Consider the following 12,493-nt stretch of genomic DNA (forward strand, 5'->3'; position numbering starts at 1 on the left):
AGACCATATAAATAGGCTGCGATATCTGCCGCCTCAGCCTCGCTAATTGGCATTGGCGGCATGGAAGAGCCCTCCTTGACGGCAGGTGCGTTGCGGATGAAGGCCGCCAATACATCCGGCCGGTTCGGCAATTGACCAGCTATCAAGCCGACATCGTCGAAGCCCTCAATCGATGGTCCCAAGCGCCCGGATGGCCAGTCCAGCCCGGGGATTTCGTGGCAAGATCCACAGCCTGCGCGCTTGATTGCTGCTAAGCCCCGATCCTTCGGGCCGGTAGCCGGCTCTCGCCGCGTCTCGACCGGGTCCTTGCATCCGGCAAGTGGTGCACAAGCGGCTAAGGCTACGCCAGTCACGATGGCTTTCCAATTCCGATGCCGATGCTCCACACTCCCCATTCCCATGGGAACCGGACAATTGCACGCTTCGTTCCCGCCAGACGATGCTTTTCCGCCCTAACCTGTCCGTCACCGCCCTTTCCATGGCGCTGGCGTCATGCAGTCCTGCCCCGACCGACGATCCATTCGACGACACCGGCGAATTGATTGCTTTATCGGGCGGGGACGCGGGTCCGCAGGCCGCGTGCCATACTTGTCATGGGCTGGACGGTCGCGGCGACGGGGCTCTGGTGCCGAGAATAGCAGGTATGGATACGGGGTATCTGGTGCGGCAGCTTGGCTTTTACGCGGACGGGCAACGCAGCCATCCCCAGATGTCCTGGCTTGCAGGCCGTCTAAATTCCGAAGAGCGGTTGGCTGTGTCAGCCTATTACGCGGCCATGGATTTACCGGAGGACGTGAAAGGAAGCGAGATTTTGCCTGAACCCTCGTGCGAAATCGCTAAAGCGTACGAGATCTATCATGCAGGTTTGCCCGAACGCGCTCTTTCGTCTTGCGCCTCTTGCCATGGAGAAACAGGTCTGGGTTCGGGTGCCGGCAATCCAGCCTTGGTTGGTCAGAACGCCGCTTACCTCGCCGAACAACTGCGCCGTTGGCGAAACGGCGAGCGATATGGCGATGCGCTGAGCGTCATGCACGATGCGGCCAGCAAATTGCGAGAGAACGAAATCAGCCCACTCGCGGCGTATATTGCGTATGGTCCGGAGCCGTCTCGTCGTCTCGGATTTCCGGTAGAATGCCCCTGACTGTATCGTCGCGATCCCAGAAATGGTGTTTCAACGCCGCAATGACATGAAGTGGCACGAGCAGTGCGAGGCCGATGACGCCGAGGACATGAACGCTCTCCGCCCAGTCGAGTACCTGATACTGCCACGCTGGGGAGAGTGTATGAAAGGGCATCGGGGGTATCGCGACCAATCCGGCAAGCCGCAGGGGCTGCACCGGCTGTATCGCCGACCACATCGCCCATCCGCTCAGCGGAAGTAATGCGAACAAGGCGTAAAAAAGGTACTGTGTGATATGTGCTGCCGTGCTCTGCCAGCCGGGCGCATCGGCATCATTGATCGGATCGGGGACGAAAAGTCGCCAGCCGAATCTCAAAATAGCAAGGAGCAGGATGGTCAGCCCCAGCTCGCTATGCAATTCGTAGGTGGCAAGTTTGCTGGCCCCGACCGGATAGCGCGACATCATCCAACCTGAGCCAAGCTGAAAAAGCACTAGCCCTGCCATGATCCAGTGAAACCACACGCCTACCGGAGAATATTTCCCCTGCTCGGTATAACTGACCGCCCATCTACGGATCAGATCATGAAGCCTCATGCAGGCGCTCTGCTACCAAGCGATCGATAAAGTATCGACAAAGCGGCAATTAAGTAGACCAGGCTCGCCGGTGCCCACATGATGATGCCCGCAATCTGCTGATCCTCCATCGGCGAGAGACCCCAGGACTGCGTCGTCAGCCAATGCGGAGCAAAGTAGGCTCGGTGCGCAAATGTCAACAATGCACCGAGTGCACCCATCGCGACCATCGTTGCGAGCAACGCCGTCGTGGCCGCGGGTGCTGGCGATCGAATGACCTTTATCCACCATATCGCAGCCGTGGCGACGATGCTGATCTGCATGATCCAGAAAATGCCGTCGCTGTTCATGGCGCTCTCGTACAGGAGGGGCGCATGCCACAGCCAGAATGTGAGGCCATGGACCGCTGTCCAGACAGCCAAGGTACCGGGAATTTCGGTTTCCTCGGCCCGGAATGCGGCAACGATCAAGGGGGCGAGCAAAGTGGCCAGTATAACGTCGTGAACGATGCGGACTGTGAACAATGCGGACCCGAGCGCGCAGAAGGGGCTGATGTAGAGAAAGCCGAAGACAGCCAGCATTGCGTATGTCGGCATGGCCCTCAGTCTTTCGCGTTGCCAATATGCGACCCCGGTCACGACCAGAAGACAGGCAATCAGTTCGGGTGCAAAATTCCAATGGGTCACCCAACCCTCAGGATCTGGGGCCATTCCACAGTAAGGCAACCAATTGTGCAGCAGTCGTCTCCGGTGAAGGTTCGGTGCGATCAGTTATCAAATGCTCACAACTTCTATTGGTGTCCTGTAAACCGACAAAATAAGCAGGAAGCGATAACGGACGCCGAGTTCAATCACCTCCTCCGGCTAGCCACAGACAGCCTCGCGGCAAGAGAAACAAAACTGAGGGATTGGCAGTGATCCATCCGGCTCACCACGCGTACAGAAACGCCACGCCCATAGGATCGGCCTGAAACGCTTGGCCGACGAATTCGCCGGCATCCCGCATCCTTCAAGGTTGGGTCAGGTCGATTCCGAATTACGCGGCACTTTCGTGTGTGGCAGACACGCCGCAAATGACTTCGATGCTGTACTGTTTGATCAAGAATTAGCTGATTTGCGCGATCTGCCGTCGGCAATTCTGGGAAAGCGAGAACCCGCAGTTTCTTGCGACGCCGTTCGTGATCCGGGCTTCTGCATGTCGCGGTTCAACGGCAGGTTGGTCCATGCAATCGAAGACATCCAGCTTATCCAAGCAGTCGAAAAGGCCCTCACGACCGCAGGGTTAGCGCTCTCGATCTCCGATCACTCCGCGAGCTTTCGAGTCTTGAATTGCTCGGCCGATAGCCTGTCGATGCGCGAATGTGTGAATCTATTGATGCAGACGCTGCTTTTCAACGCGCGCGAGCTGCAAGCAAACATTGCTCTCGTCCGCCAAGCGATGGCGCACCCAGTTGCCGGCCTGCTCGATAAGACTGATGTGGCAATCCGGATCAATGCGGTTCAATCCATTTTCAAGCCCATGCGGACAGACGCAGGCCAACACTTCTCGAATTACAGATCGCCAGCGATGCGCCGGACCGAGCGACGCGAGCGTCTGCAATCTCGTTTGCCGGGCCAGCCTATTCCGCCAATTGCCACGCCCGAAGGAACGGTAAGCTGAAGTGGCTAGAGCCGCTTCTGCGGCAGCGCCTCAATCAACGGAGCGGACGCGAAATGGTAAAAATTGCGGACGCGCCTCGATGCCATCATCCCCAGACTGTCGGAGCGTTTGGGGGGCGTTGCCTGGCGGCCTCCCGTTCGTACCCAACAAGGTCCTCCGTATTACAAGGAACGGGCAGCGCGAATGTTTCGAGACAAGGAACCGAACGGCCGTTGCAACCCGGCATTCTGGCCTTACTCCGGTCGAATGCCTCGCCGTAGGCGTCTGCCGCTTCGTCTCTTTCCTTGCGCAGGAATTTGAGGAGATGACTGCTTATAGGGAGAAGAAAAGAAAGCTCTTGCTTCGAGGTGCCGATGGCTTGTCCCCATTCGGCTTTGCAGATCTTCGGAGAGGATCGCGAACCAGGATCAGGGAACTCATAGATCACTATCGAAGGACTATTCTCCCGGATTTGAGCTTTGGCAGTAAATCTGGGCGGAAAGAGCCGATCGCCTCATACGACAGGCAGAGCGACAAGGAAATCGATACCGCTGCAAATCGCGACTGAGTTGGCAAATATTGCCGCTCAGAAGCGAGCCATTGAAGCCGACATCGATCTCGTCGAGTTACAGATTGCCAATGGCAGCCGCGCGATCACTCCAGAGACAATTGAAAAATTTGGCCCGCTGATCTCATCGAAGCTGCAAGACCGCAACGCCACTCTGCGACGCGAATACGTCCGGCTTCTCATCGAAAAGGTGGAAATCGGAAACGATATGATACGCATTACGGGCTCGAAAGATGCTTTGGCCGCTGCAGCTTCATGCTCCCAGCAAAACGGAGTGCCCAAAGCTGTACGTAGATGGCGCACCCGACAGGATTCGAACCTGGGACCTCTGCCTTCGGAGGGCAGTGATTTAGTGTTTCCTGAAGTTCATAGCTGTCAGAAACTCCGCTTTTCAGTATCTTGTTGTCGCCCATTGTGCACCCATGTATTACGTACTTATTACGTACTTATTACGTACGAAATTTCGGAAGGTTCTATGGCGCGCGACCTTAGCAGAGTGGGAGACAGGGAGCGCCTAAAGCCTAGGCGTGACCCTTATTGGCAACGCCTGTCCACCGGTTCCTTTTTGGGTTTTCGCCGCTCCAAGCCGCACGGTGACGGCACATGGATCGCGCGAGCGCTGGATGGTGAAAAACACAAATATGCCTTTTAGACTCTTGGCGATTTCGGTGCATTGCCCAAGAATGCGCGATTTGCGGCTGCGAAGTCTGAGGCGGAAGCGTCCGCCGACCTTACGCAGAACGGTGGAATTGCATCCCTAGAAATTGTCACCGTTTCCGATGCTTGTCGCGTGTATGCTGAAGGGAGGCCTGACGCAGAGGGCCGCTTCCGGAGAAATCTATACAGCGATCCTCTAGGAAGGGTGCGATTGGACAAGCTGCGCCGACATCATGTTCAATCCTGGCGCAGCCGTCTGGAAGCAAAGCCAGCGCTGGTGAGCCGCCGAAAGGCAGGCGAGAAACTGTACCGAGAGCGATCTCCAGGAAGCGTGAACCGGGAAGTGGCCATACTGAGAGCCGCTCTAGGAAGGGTCCTTCCTCCCGGTCCTCCTAAGACCAATGCCGCTTGGCAGGAAGCTCTTCAGAAGATTCCAAACGCGGATAGGCAGCGCACGCTGTATCTCGACCGGGAGCAGCGTAAGATGTTGCTCGACAACACCGATCCAGAGGCGAAGGAATTCTTCGAAGCATTGTGCTTGCTCCCACTTCGACCCGGGGCACTCGCCCGGCTGAGCGTGGGAGATTTCGATTCCCGCACGCATCAACTGACAATCAGAGACAAGGGTGGCACGCTGCGTCGCATCCAAATGCCTCTGGCCGTGTCCAAGCTTTTTAGGATGGTGGCTGAAGACAGAGATGAGGGTGCCCCCTTGTTCCTGCGGTTCAGCGGAGAGCCTTGGGACAAGTACGCCTGGAATAGGTCAATCAAGAAAGCCGTAAAATTATCAGGCCGACCGCCAGAAACCTCGGCCTATACGCTCCGCCATAGCACGATTACCGATCTTGTTAGGACAGGTTTCCCTCTGCTTAATATCGCCCAAATTTCCGGTACGAGCTATGAAATGATTGAGAGGCATTATGGACATCTAGGTCGTGAAGCCGCGCTTGATGCCCTCAGCACGCTGGAACTTTAGTAAAAATTACTCTCCTCATCACAATTGGGGAGATTATCGAGAAATTTTACTAAGTCCGAATGAAGAATGATGGTTCTCCTCCCAAGCTTCTTCCCGCCAATCTCCCCCACATTCAGAATGCGATAGAGTTTTCCTCGGCTTATCCCAAGCATAGCAGCCGCCTCTTCCATGCTGTAAGCAAGAGGCTCGATCTTTCGACCACCACTGACCGAAGATAAAGGTTCGTGCTTCATTTCTCTTACTCCGGAAAATTCATCTCCTTCCCTTATAGGAAGATTTTCCGGAAAAATTTCTGGTTCGGTGATTTTTTCAATCGCGGCAGATATGGCTGTTTCAATCAGGGAGGAAGATGAGGTGTGAGCCAGATACTAACCCAATCCCTGTCAATTCAACGGATGACCGGATTTGTCGTAGATTGATGGCAGGTCGGCATGCGGCATGGAAAAGATGGAGCTGAGTGAGTGAGGGATGCAGAGTATCGGGCATGGCTCGAAACCCAAGAGTTGGTGTCCAGCAGCGTCAGTACGAAAATGTCGGACGCTCGCCGGGTTTCTCAGGCTCATGGCGACCTCGACCAGCACTTTGTCAACGACCAGATGGCATCGCTTCTCGCTAAGTTCGCCTATTCAAAGGCTGATGAGGAGCAAGGACGGGCCAACCCGACCGAGCTTCCGATCGAAGGCAATCTCTACAACAACCTTTCCGGCTACCGCTCTGCGATCAACACATATCGCAGATTCTGTGAGGCCGGCGATAATCCGCAGGGGCGGCTGTCCGGCCTTGATCGGCAGATAATTCTGAATGCGATCGCCGCTTGCGACAAGGCCGGATCGGTTGCCGCCTTCGTGGCGACGCTCGAAGATCGAGGGCAACCCAGCAAATATTGGCTTCTGCACGAAGGCAATCGCTATCCCAGCAAAGCCATCGTCCATTGGGCCATGCGTGAGCGCAGTATCGACGCAAGTGCGGGCGGCAGCTTGTGCAAGGCTACGCTGGAGGAGCTCGGTTTCGTCGTCATTGATTGGCCCGAACTGCAACGTGCCCGGGAGAACTTCCTGCGTCAAATGCCCGGCTTCACTAGCTTCCGAGACGCGGATGGATCCTATTGGGACGTAGAGCGGCGATACAAAAACCAGTTGGTTGAGGATGCTCGCACTATCGCATAGGGCGAGGGTGACGATCGGTCTGCAGGTGAGGCCATCTACCGCATACTGGTTGGGGGGCAGCAGGGTGTGCCGCTAAACTGGCGCACCTTGCCAGAGATACAGCAAGCCGATGCTATCTTGGCTGACCGCTTTTACAGCGCTCTCGGTGAGCTAGCTCGCAGCCAGTCGCCGATCGACGAAGCTATCGCATCCGCTGCGCATGAACTCGAAGCGCTTCGCGAAAACGGTATCGCCGGTCTGCGGCGGGGCGAGGTCCTTTCTATACCGATCACCGTGTGGGCGACACTCCACCCCGAAGAAGCCAGCTGGTTTAAGATCGCGAAGATCGAAGAAATGGGTAAGCGTTTCTTCGGTCGAAAGCTCTTCCCGCAGAACGAGTTCCGCGAATCCGAAAGCATGCTGCGAAACCAGGCCTGGTCGATGTCTGCAGTCAGATGGATGACAAAATCACCGCCAATCCGTTCCGATTGCTGGTCGATCAGCATGTCGGGGCGAATCTGCGAGGCCATCTGGTCGATGATTTCGGCCGAGACCTCCGGCAAGCGCGAATGCCCGATCGTCTTGGTGAGCATGGTTAGCACGATTTCCCTCCGCGCTTCGCGTTGCGCGAGGCTCTGTGTGGTTGCCGTATCCTTCGTAATGACGGCCGAGCCGCGTCCTACCACTTCATCGGCCTTGGCCGGGGCGGCAAGCGCAAGAGAGGCTGCCAGAGCAGTGATGGATGCCCGGTAAGTACCGCGCAGCAATGTGTTTTTTCCTGCCGACATCAGCATGGATTCCTTTTTCTTCGTGATTTCGGACAGAGCTTCAGAAGTCAGTCGAGAGGGAGACGTCGCCGGCCTGTATGTGCGTTTCGCCATTCGGCAGTTCGAGGATGGTGACGTCCCCATCGGGGCCGGCCTCGACCAAAGCGTCGACCGGGCCGCCGCTCGATTTATTCGGTGAAGGAGGGGCTTTGCCGTGAAGGGCAGCAAATCGATCGGATCTCCGAAGACCGGCGAACGCTGCATCGTTGAGCGCAGTGGCCGCATTGGGCAGGCCAAGCTCGATGGCCTTTTCCAATTCGTCGAAGGCGCGGCCCTCGTTTCCCGCCAGCGCCTCTGCACGCGCTTGTTCATAAAATGCGGAAGGATCGTTCGGATGGGCTTCTACAACATCGGCAGCAAGCTCGACCGCCCGCCCGAAGTTGCGCGCGACGATCTCGGCGCGCACCGCGTCGATGCTTTGCGAACCGTCAGACCAATCGTCCAATCCGCAACCACATAACAGAACGGGGAGAAACACTCCCGCGCTGCGCGCCAAAAATCTCGCCATTTCTTTCCCCCCTGGGATCGCAATCTCTTTCGGATTCAGCGATCTAGGTGATGCATAATCAGATCCGGCTAAGTTTCTAGATTAATTTCTTAATAATTTTCCGTGCGGTGGAAAACTTAGTTGCCGTGGGTATTTGACCGATTTCGCCATTCGTCGAAGAACGGCACTAAATCAGCAGGCAACTCGGCGGCGAATGCTTCGTCCAAGTTGTATTGCGGCATAGCCTCGGAAACTGCATCGAGAAGCGCCTTGCCCTGCGCAACGTCTTTCCTTCGCTTCAAGGAATTGCGCTTGGCCTGCGAGCCCAGCCATAGTTTGTGGAGCGCGAACCAGCGTGGATCGGGCGCAACAATGCGTGCGGGGGTTCCGTCGCGGCATGGCACGACTTGATCGACGCGGCGACCGGGTAGCAGCCATTCCTGTTCCGGCAAGGGCACGGGCTTGGGCCGGTCTTTAGCTCCCAGTGTCTCAGCCCGCGACGGGGCAACCAGCAGCTCGACCTCGTAGGCCTTGGCGTTGCGCGCCTGAAAGTCGCGTTCGGTGTTGATCGTGAAGGTGGGATCGACCGCCTTCAGCATCTCCCACACGACAGCCTCGTTGGCTTCTTCCTCGGCGGCCCAGGCGAGATCGAAGTCCTCAGTTTCATCAGGCACGTCGTTGAAACTTCCCGCCGCCTCGATCGCATAGGCCGCCATGGCGTTTGTACCGACGACGAGAAGGTGGGAGCCCAGCAGGCCGCGGCGATCGGCCTCCCTCAGTATCGGGCCGGCGTCTGCTGACAGGAGGGGGAGGCGGAGTGCGCGCGCGATCCGGCTGCTCTCGGACAGCGCCTCGCCCGCGCCTTCGCGGCGCTGCTTGGCGGACTGTTTGCGCTCCCTGTATTCCTCGAACTGCTGCTGCTTCTCGTCATCCCAGGCGCCAAGGCTCGTCCCGTTGCCCGATCTGTCGTGAATTTCGTAAAGATACTCGTACTCGCCGACCTTCTTGCGGCGCAGGTCGTAGGGCAGGGATGCAAGGTCCCGCTCGGCCTCGATCCATACTTCATAGCGCTGGCGCAGGTTGATGAGCGCGCGTTCCTGCTCAGGTGAAAAGGGGCGAATAACAGGCATCAGGAGTTGTTATCCCACATTCTGCCGAGTCGCAAGAATGTGGGATAAATAAGGATTATTGGAAGGGGGAGGGGTGGCTGACGCCGGAAGGTGAAAATTCCATCCAGGGCGCGCAGACTTGCAGCCAGCTGCGCGCCGCCCGGAGACATTCCATGAGAAAGAAGACCAACGGTGCCGGTGCGGTGTCCTACGCCCGTGCCTTGAAGGTCTGTCAAAATCTGGCGGTGCTCACCGCCTACGAAGTGCTTGGCGACCAGATATTGCATCCCGCCGATGAGCGGCGATCGTCGCCGACCGAATCTTTGGTTCTCATGCCGGGCATCCGGCTCACCTCGGATAAGATGGCAGAAGGTATTGCGAGGCTTGGCACGAGCGCCCTCGGCGTGAGGGCGGTCCAGGCTTCTAGCGGCGAATATATTGCCGACTTCACAGTGCTCTTCGCCACCGGCGCAAGCGCGGAACGCTATCAGGACATGCGCGCATGGCTCCACCGCGACGAAGGGCTCTATCTCATCCCGGATGACACGGGGAGGGGAAGCGGAAAGCCATCGCGTAACGCTCTCTGCTTGGACTTGAGCTGTTCTGGGTGAAGCTGGTCATCGAGCTGATAATAGGGAGCCATCGCGCCAGCGTAGCGCAAATTCGCAATTGCACCAGTGGGATAGGTGTTTGAGCCCGATCTGCTCTGACAGCTTGCATGCGAAGCCGCACCAATACGATCATTGATCGCTTCGTCGGCCGCTTCACCGCCAGCCATTCGTGTCGGACTGGGATGAGTGATTCACTCGATAGCATACGGAAAACATACCGCAAGAATTGCGTACGCATTACGTACGCGTCTCGTATGAGCCATCTAAGTCATTGAAAAGGTGGCGCACCCGACAGGATTCGAACCTGTGGCCTCTGCCTTCGGAGGGCAGCGCTCTATCCAGCTGAGCTACGGGTGCTTGCGGGGCTGTTCGGCCCTTCGGCGAGCGGGCCGCTTAGCAAAGCGGGCAGGGGCTCGCCAGTGCTAATCGCATTCCCGCGGATCGGCGCGCCGCGTTAGCCATTTGGCAAGGAGCGGGGCGTAATTCTTGCCGAATGAGCGCGATCTCCCACGAATTCGACCTGAGTGAAGCCACCATGCTGCCGCCGGCCGATCCGGGTCCGCGCGCAGTGCCCGAGGTCGAGGATCTCGCTGCCCGCTGGGAGGCGGTGCACGAAGCAGCCGCAGCGGTCGGAAAGCTGGCGCAGCTGGGGCGCGAAACCCTGACCGAAGACATCGCCTCGCTCCCGCTTCGCGCCGCTGCGAGGGGCGGATGGCATTATGAGATGGTTGCCCGCGGAATCGACGATCTGGCCGCCGTCATGCAGCCGGGCCTGCGCGCGCTGCTGTCGCTGACGGCCGGCGGGCAAGATACGACTGCCGCCGCGCTCACATTATGGCGCGAATTCCATATGGCGCGCACGGCCATTCTGGGCTTGGTCCCGGTCGAATAGTCTCTGCAAATTGAATTACCGGTCGCGACGCTTGACTGCGTTCGCGCTCTGTTCCAATTGGAGGCGATGACCGAACCGGCTCTCGCCCAAACAGATACGGCTGCCAACGTGGCGCGCGGGATCGCGCGGCTTTTCGCGCGCAACGACATCTGGTGCATCCCCGAGATGCCGCTGCGTAACGGGCGGCGGGCGGACCTTATGGGCATCGATCCCAAAGGGCAGGTGATCATCGTCGAGATCAAGGTCCAGCGCAGCGACCTGCTGGGTGATGGCAAATGGCCCGACTATCTCGACCATTGCGACCGATTTTATTGGGGCGTACCGCCGGGGCTCGATCGCGCACCGCTAGAAGGTCTGGACTACCAGCCGGACTGCTGCGGCATCATCGTGGCCGATGGCTACGACGGCGAGATTCTGCGCCCCGCGCCACTTCGTCCGCTGGCCGCCGCGCGTCGCAAGGTCGAGGTCGAGCGGCTGGCGCGTGCCGCCATGCGGCGCACGACCGTTGCCTATGATCCACACTGCGCGCCCTGGGGCGGCGGGGACTGACACAGGACCTGTTAACCGGCTTCGGGTTAGGGCATGGTCCGACCAAGCCATGTGGACCGCCATCATCCTTTCCGCCGTTTCGATGACGCTGATCGTCGCCGCGCGCTATGCCGCGACGAGCGGGCTGTTCGCGGCGATCACCGGGCGTGTGAAGCCCGGCTATCATGCAAAGCTCGGCCCGCAGATCAGGCGAGAAATCGGCTGGTCGCTCGCGTCGGCGGCGATCTACGGAATTCCGGCAGGCGTGGTCGCCTGGGGCTGGCAGGAACGCGGCTGGACACAGATCTACACCGGCTGGAACGACTATCCGCTATGGTACCTCGCCCTCGCTCCACTGCTCTACCTGTTCGCGCACGACACCTGGTTTTACTGGACCCACCGCTGGATGCACGAGCCGCGCCTGTTCCGCATCGCCCATGCCGTCCACCATGCCAGCCGCCCGCCGACGGCCTGGGCGGCGATGAGCTTCCATCCGTGGGAAGCGCTGACCGGGGCGATCGTCATCCCCCTGCTCGTCTTCGTGATCCCGATCCATGTCGCCATGCTGGGCGTCGTCCTGCTGGTGATGACGGTGATGGGCGTCACCAATCACATGGGTTGGGAGATGTTCCCCCGCCGGCTGGTTCATTCGCGGTTAGGCGGGTGGCTGATAACCGCCAGCCACCACCAGCGTCACCACGAAGAATACAAATGCAATTACGGCCTCTATTTTCGCTTCTGGGACCGGCTGTGCGGAACCGACCGCGGCCTGAGCGCACGCATATGAAGCGCGGACCTAGAACGAAAGCCATCGCCCTGCTGGCTCTGCCCTTTGGCTTGGTGCTGGCCGGCACATCGCCGCATATCGACCAGGCCAAGGTCACGGTGACCGTCACCGACCTGCGCAATGCCGAAGGGGTCGTGCGCGCCTGCATGACGAAGGACGAGAGCAAGTTCCCAAAATGTCGCGGCGTTCCGGGTGCCTACGCCACCACTGCGGATGCGCGCGAGGGGACCGTCACCTTCACCTTCTCCGACGTGAAACCGGGCCGCTATGCCATCGCGCTGCTGCATGACGAGAACGGCAACGGCAAGGCCGACCGCGCGCTCGGCATGATGCCGAAAGAAGGGTTCGGTTTCTCGCGCGATGCGAAGGTCCGCATGGGGCCGCCCAGCTTCGAGGATGCGGTCTTCCCGGTCGGTGCCGCGAACGAGAAGCTGACGATCCGCATGCGCTACATGCTGTAACGCCACACGCTGCTGGCGCGGCAAAGGTTGGTAAACGTATTTAACCATATGTTTACCACGCACCCTTCATACCCCCCTGCGAACGAGCACAACTCTTCGGGGGCGTAGGAAAC

16 protein-coding genes, 1 tRNA gene and 1 pseudogene are annotated in these 12,493 nt (G+C 58.6%); 10 read left to right on the forward strand and 8 right to left on the reverse strand.

Annotated elements, in window-relative coordinates; genetic code table 11:
• Positions 1–182 (reverse strand): annotated as a pseudogene (locus P8R33_RS12660) (c-type cytochrome); the annotation flags it as partial.
• A gap of 257 nt (positions 183–439) precedes the next feature.
• On the opposite strand from P8R33_RS12660, the gene P8R33_RS12665 reads away from it, so the two are divergent.
• Positions 440–1,141 carry a c-type cytochrome gene (locus P8R33_RS12665; RefSeq protein WP_278329328.1) on the forward strand — a complete coding sequence of 234 codons (702 nt, stop codon included), beginning with the start codon at positions 440–442 and terminating at the stop codon, positions 1,139–1,141.
• Here P8R33_RS12665 and P8R33_RS12670 read toward each other — a convergent pair.
• On the reverse strand, positions 1,065–1,715 hold the full coding sequence (locus P8R33_RS12670) for a cytochrome b (protein ID WP_278329329.1): 651 nt from the start codon (positions 1,713–1,715) through the stop codon (positions 1,065–1,067). The two genes, P8R33_RS12665 and P8R33_RS12670, sit on opposite strands and share 77 nt — an antisense overlap.
• A complete protein-coding gene (locus tag P8R33_RS12675) occupies positions 1,712–2,290 on the reverse strand; it encodes a cytochrome c oxidase assembly protein (RefSeq protein WP_347569052.1) in 579 nt (192 codons plus the stop codon). Before P8R33_RS12675 ends, P8R33_RS12670 begins: the two co-directional genes overlap by 4 nt.
• Before the next feature lie 379 nt (positions 2,291–2,669).
• Here P8R33_RS12675 and P8R33_RS12680 point away from each other — a divergent pair, with 379 nt between their 5' ends.
• The 3 genes from P8R33_RS12680 to P8R33_RS12690 all read left to right on the forward strand — a co-directional run bounded on the left by P8R33_RS12680 (position 2,670) and on the right by P8R33_RS12690 (position 5,533).
• On the forward strand, positions 2,670–3,353 hold the full coding sequence (locus P8R33_RS12680; RefSeq protein WP_278329331.1) for a hypothetical protein: 684 nt from the start codon (positions 2,670–2,672) through the stop codon (positions 3,351–3,353).
• Between the two features lie 548 nt (positions 3,354–3,901).
• Positions 3,902–4,552 (forward strand): hypothetical protein, encoded by a 651-nt coding sequence (locus P8R33_RS12685; RefSeq protein ID WP_278329332.1) that lies wholly within the window; start codon positions 3,902–3,904, stop codon positions 4,550–4,552.
• 216 nt (positions 4,553–4,768) lie between these two features.
• Complete coding sequence (locus tag P8R33_RS12690; protein ID WP_278329333.1) at positions 4,769–5,533, forward strand: tyrosine-type recombinase/integrase; 765 nt, start codon at positions 4,769–4,771, stop codon at positions 5,531–5,533.
• On the opposite strand, the gene P8R33_RS12695 is transcribed toward P8R33_RS12690, so the two are convergent.
• Positions 5,530–5,766, reverse strand: coding sequence for a helix-turn-helix domain-containing protein (locus P8R33_RS12695; protein ID WP_278329334.1), 237 nt, complete (start codon positions 5,764–5,766; stop codon positions 5,530–5,532). The two genes, P8R33_RS12690 and P8R33_RS12695, sit on opposite strands and share 4 nt — an antisense overlap.
• Before the next feature lie 228 nt (positions 5,767–5,994).
• Here P8R33_RS12695 and P8R33_RS12700 point away from each other — a divergent pair, with 228 nt between their 5' ends.
• On the forward strand, positions 5,995–6,699 hold the full coding sequence (locus P8R33_RS12700) for a ScoMcrA-related endonuclease (protein WP_278329335.1): 705 nt from the start codon (positions 5,995–5,997) through the stop codon (positions 6,697–6,699).
• Positions 6,700–6,830: 131 nt separating this feature from the next.
• Here P8R33_RS12700 and P8R33_RS12705 read toward each other — a convergent pair whose 3' ends face one another.
• The 3 genes from P8R33_RS12705 to P8R33_RS12715 all read right to left on the reverse strand — a co-directional run bounded on the left by P8R33_RS12705 (position 6,831) and on the right by P8R33_RS12715 (position 9,122).
• A complete protein-coding gene (locus P8R33_RS12705; RefSeq protein WP_278329336.1) occupies positions 6,831–7,559 on the reverse strand; it encodes a hypothetical protein in 729 nt (242 codons plus the stop codon).
• Positions 7,507–8,001 carry a TPR end-of-group domain-containing protein gene (locus P8R33_RS12710; protein ID WP_278329337.1) on the reverse strand — a complete coding sequence of 165 codons (495 nt, stop codon included), beginning with the start codon at positions 7,999–8,001 and terminating at the stop codon, positions 7,507–7,509. Before P8R33_RS12710 ends, P8R33_RS12705 begins: the two co-directional genes overlap by 53 nt.
• A 128-nt stretch (positions 8,002–8,129) precedes the next feature.
• Positions 8,130–9,122 (reverse strand): GSU2403 family nucleotidyltransferase fold protein, encoded by a 993-nt coding sequence (locus P8R33_RS12715; protein ID WP_278329338.1) that lies wholly within the window; start codon positions 9,120–9,122, stop codon positions 8,130–8,132.
• A gap of 152 nt (positions 9,123–9,274) precedes the next feature.
• Here P8R33_RS12715 and P8R33_RS12720 point away from each other — a divergent pair, with 152 nt between their 5' ends.
• Positions 9,275–9,712: a hypothetical protein gene (locus tag P8R33_RS12720; RefSeq protein ID WP_278329339.1), complete on the forward strand. Its 438-nt coding sequence runs from the start codon at positions 9,275–9,277 to the stop codon at positions 9,710–9,712.
• Between the two features lie 280 nt (positions 9,713–9,992).
• Here the strand turns inward: P8R33_RS12720 and P8R33_RS12725 are convergent.
• Positions 9,993–10,069 (reverse strand) — tRNA-Arg (locus tag P8R33_RS12725).
• Between the two features lie 136 nt (positions 10,070–10,205).
• On the opposite strand from P8R33_RS12725, the gene P8R33_RS12730 reads away from it, so the two are divergent.
• From P8R33_RS12730 to P8R33_RS12745, 4 genes are all read left to right on the forward strand, one after another.
• The gene (locus P8R33_RS12730; protein ID WP_278329340.1) at positions 10,206–10,604 is read left to right on the forward strand and encodes a hypothetical protein; all 399 of its coding nucleotides are present in this window, start codon (positions 10,206–10,208) and stop codon (positions 10,602–10,604) included.
• Positions 10,605–10,670: 66 nt separating this feature from the next.
• Positions 10,671–11,153, forward strand: a complete 483-nt coding sequence (locus P8R33_RS12735; protein ID WP_278329341.1) for an MmcB family DNA repair protein — start codon at positions 10,671–10,673, stop codon at positions 11,151–11,153.
• A 49-nt stretch (positions 11,154–11,202) separates the two neighbouring features.
• The gene (locus P8R33_RS12740) at positions 11,203–11,919 is read left to right on the forward strand and encodes a sterol desaturase family protein (RefSeq protein WP_278329342.1); all 717 of its coding nucleotides are present in this window, start codon (positions 11,203–11,205) and stop codon (positions 11,917–11,919) included.
• Positions 11,916–12,380, forward strand: a complete 465-nt coding sequence (locus P8R33_RS12745) for a DUF2141 domain-containing protein (RefSeq protein WP_278329343.1) — start codon at positions 11,916–11,918, stop codon at positions 12,378–12,380. Before P8R33_RS12740 ends, P8R33_RS12745 begins: the two co-directional genes overlap by 4 nt.
• The last annotated feature ends 113 nt before the right edge of the window (positions 12,381–12,493 follow it).

It is taken from the genome of Qipengyuania flavescens, from assembly GCF_029688735.1.
GTDB lineage: Bacteria > Pseudomonadota > Alphaproteobacteria > Sphingomonadales > Sphingomonadaceae > Qipengyuania.

Bases quoted from the DNA above. Each gene is read 5' to 3' on its own strand.
- P8R33_RS12665 (WP_278329328.1), top strand. From the start codon at position 440: ATGCTTTTCCGCCCTAACCTGTCCGTCACCGCCCTTTCCATGGCGCTG.
- P8R33_RS12670 (WP_278329329.1), bottom strand. From the start codon at position 1,715: ATGAGGCTTCATGATCTGATCCGTAGATGGGCGGTCAGTTATACCGAG.
- P8R33_RS12675 (WP_347569052.1), bottom strand. From the start codon at position 2,290: ATGCCGACATACGCAATGCTGGCTGTCTTCGGCTTTCTCTACATCAGC.
- P8R33_RS12695 (WP_278329334.1), bottom strand. From the start codon at position 5,766: ATGAAGCACGAACCTTTATCTTCGGTCAGTGGTGGTCGAAAGATCGAG.
- P8R33_RS12705 (WP_278329336.1), bottom strand. From the start codon at position 7,559: ATGGCGAAACGCACATACAGGCCGGCGACGTCTCCCTCTCGACTGACT.
- P8R33_RS12715 (WP_278329338.1), bottom strand. From the start codon at position 9,122: ATGCCTGTTATTCGCCCCTTTTCACCTGAGCAGGAACGCGCGCTCATC.
- P8R33_RS12720 (WP_278329339.1), top strand. From the start codon at position 9,275: ATGAGAAAGAAGACCAACGGTGCCGGTGCGGTGTCCTACGCCCGTGCC.
- P8R33_RS12730 (WP_278329340.1), top strand. From the start codon at position 10,206: ATGAGCGCGATCTCCCACGAATTCGACCTGAGTGAAGCCACCATGCTG.
- P8R33_RS12735 (WP_278329341.1), top strand. From the start codon at position 10,671: ATGACCGAACCGGCTCTCGCCCAAACAGATACGGCTGCCAACGTGGCG.
- P8R33_RS12740 (WP_278329342.1), top strand. From the start codon at position 11,203: ATGTGGACCGCCATCATCCTTTCCGCCGTTTCGATGACGCTGATCGTC.
- P8R33_RS12745 (WP_278329343.1), top strand. From the start codon at position 11,916: ATGAAGCGCGGACCTAGAACGAAAGCCATCGCCCTGCTGGCTCTGCCC.